Annotated in this window: 1 protein-coding gene; it reads left to right on the top strand. The window is 48.9% G+C overall.

All coding sequences use genetic code 11. The features are described from left to right. Positions 1–98: 98 nt before the first annotated feature. Positions 99–972, top strand: an 874-nt coding sequence (locus A5320_RS01255; RefSeq protein WP_157605576.1) for a transposase, incomplete at its 3' end; no start/stop codon positions are given.

A 972-nucleotide genomic window follows, 5' to 3' on the forward strand; every position in this document is an offset into this window, starting at 1 on the left:
GAAAACCAGACACCCACCAATTTCCATAAAAACTTGACATTAACTTTTTTGCAACCAAATTTAAAGCCAAAGGATTTTTTGACTGTCAGGATGACATCATGCCCAAACCACGTAAATTGCAAATCTCTGTTACCGACACACCTTATTATCATTTAGTCAGTCGCTGTGTCCGGCGGGCATTTCTCTGTGGTTGTTCAGAGACTTACAACTTTGAACATAGACGTGGCTGGATTCTGGAGCGAATGACATTGCTCACACAGATGTTTGCCATCGACGTCGCCGCTTATGCCATCATGTCAAATCATTACCATCTGGTAGTGCGGGTCGATGCGGAAAAAGCTGCAAGTTGGAGTGCAGGAGATATCACCTGCCGCTGGCAGCTTCTGTTCCGGTTACCGCTATTAGTTGAGCGCTATCTCGCTGGTCAGTCAAGCGGTGAAGCTGAGAACCAAGCGACTAAAACTATTATCGAAAGCTGGCGTGCCAGACTCTGTGATATCAGCTGGTTTATGCGATGTCTTAACGAGCACATTGCCCGATGTGCCAACTTTGAAGACCGCTGCACTGGCCGATTCTGGGAGGGGCGTTTTAAATCGCAGGCACTGCTGGATGAAAAAGCCCTGCTCACTGCAATGGCCTATGTTGATTTGAACCCCATCCGCGCACAGATGTCGTCAACGCCGGAGTCTTCCGATTACACCAGCATTCAGCAACGTCTTGACAAAGCGGTGCACTGTGCCTTTCATGGTGAACTTCTGCCTTTTGCAGGAAATAGTCATCAAGACAATGCGCAGCAGCACATCCCCTACCATATCATTGATTATATTGAGCTTGTAGACTGGACGGGTCGCCAAATGCGGGCGGACAAACGCGGCGCCATCGACACAGCACTGCCACCTATCCTGGCTCGCCTGGGTATTTCTGCGGATTGCTGGTTGCAAAACTGCCAACAACTAGAAACCATCTTTCACC

The organism is Rheinheimera sp. SA_1 (assembly GCF_001669775.1).
GTDB lineage: Bacteria > Pseudomonadota > Gammaproteobacteria > Enterobacterales > Alteromonadaceae > Pararheinheimera.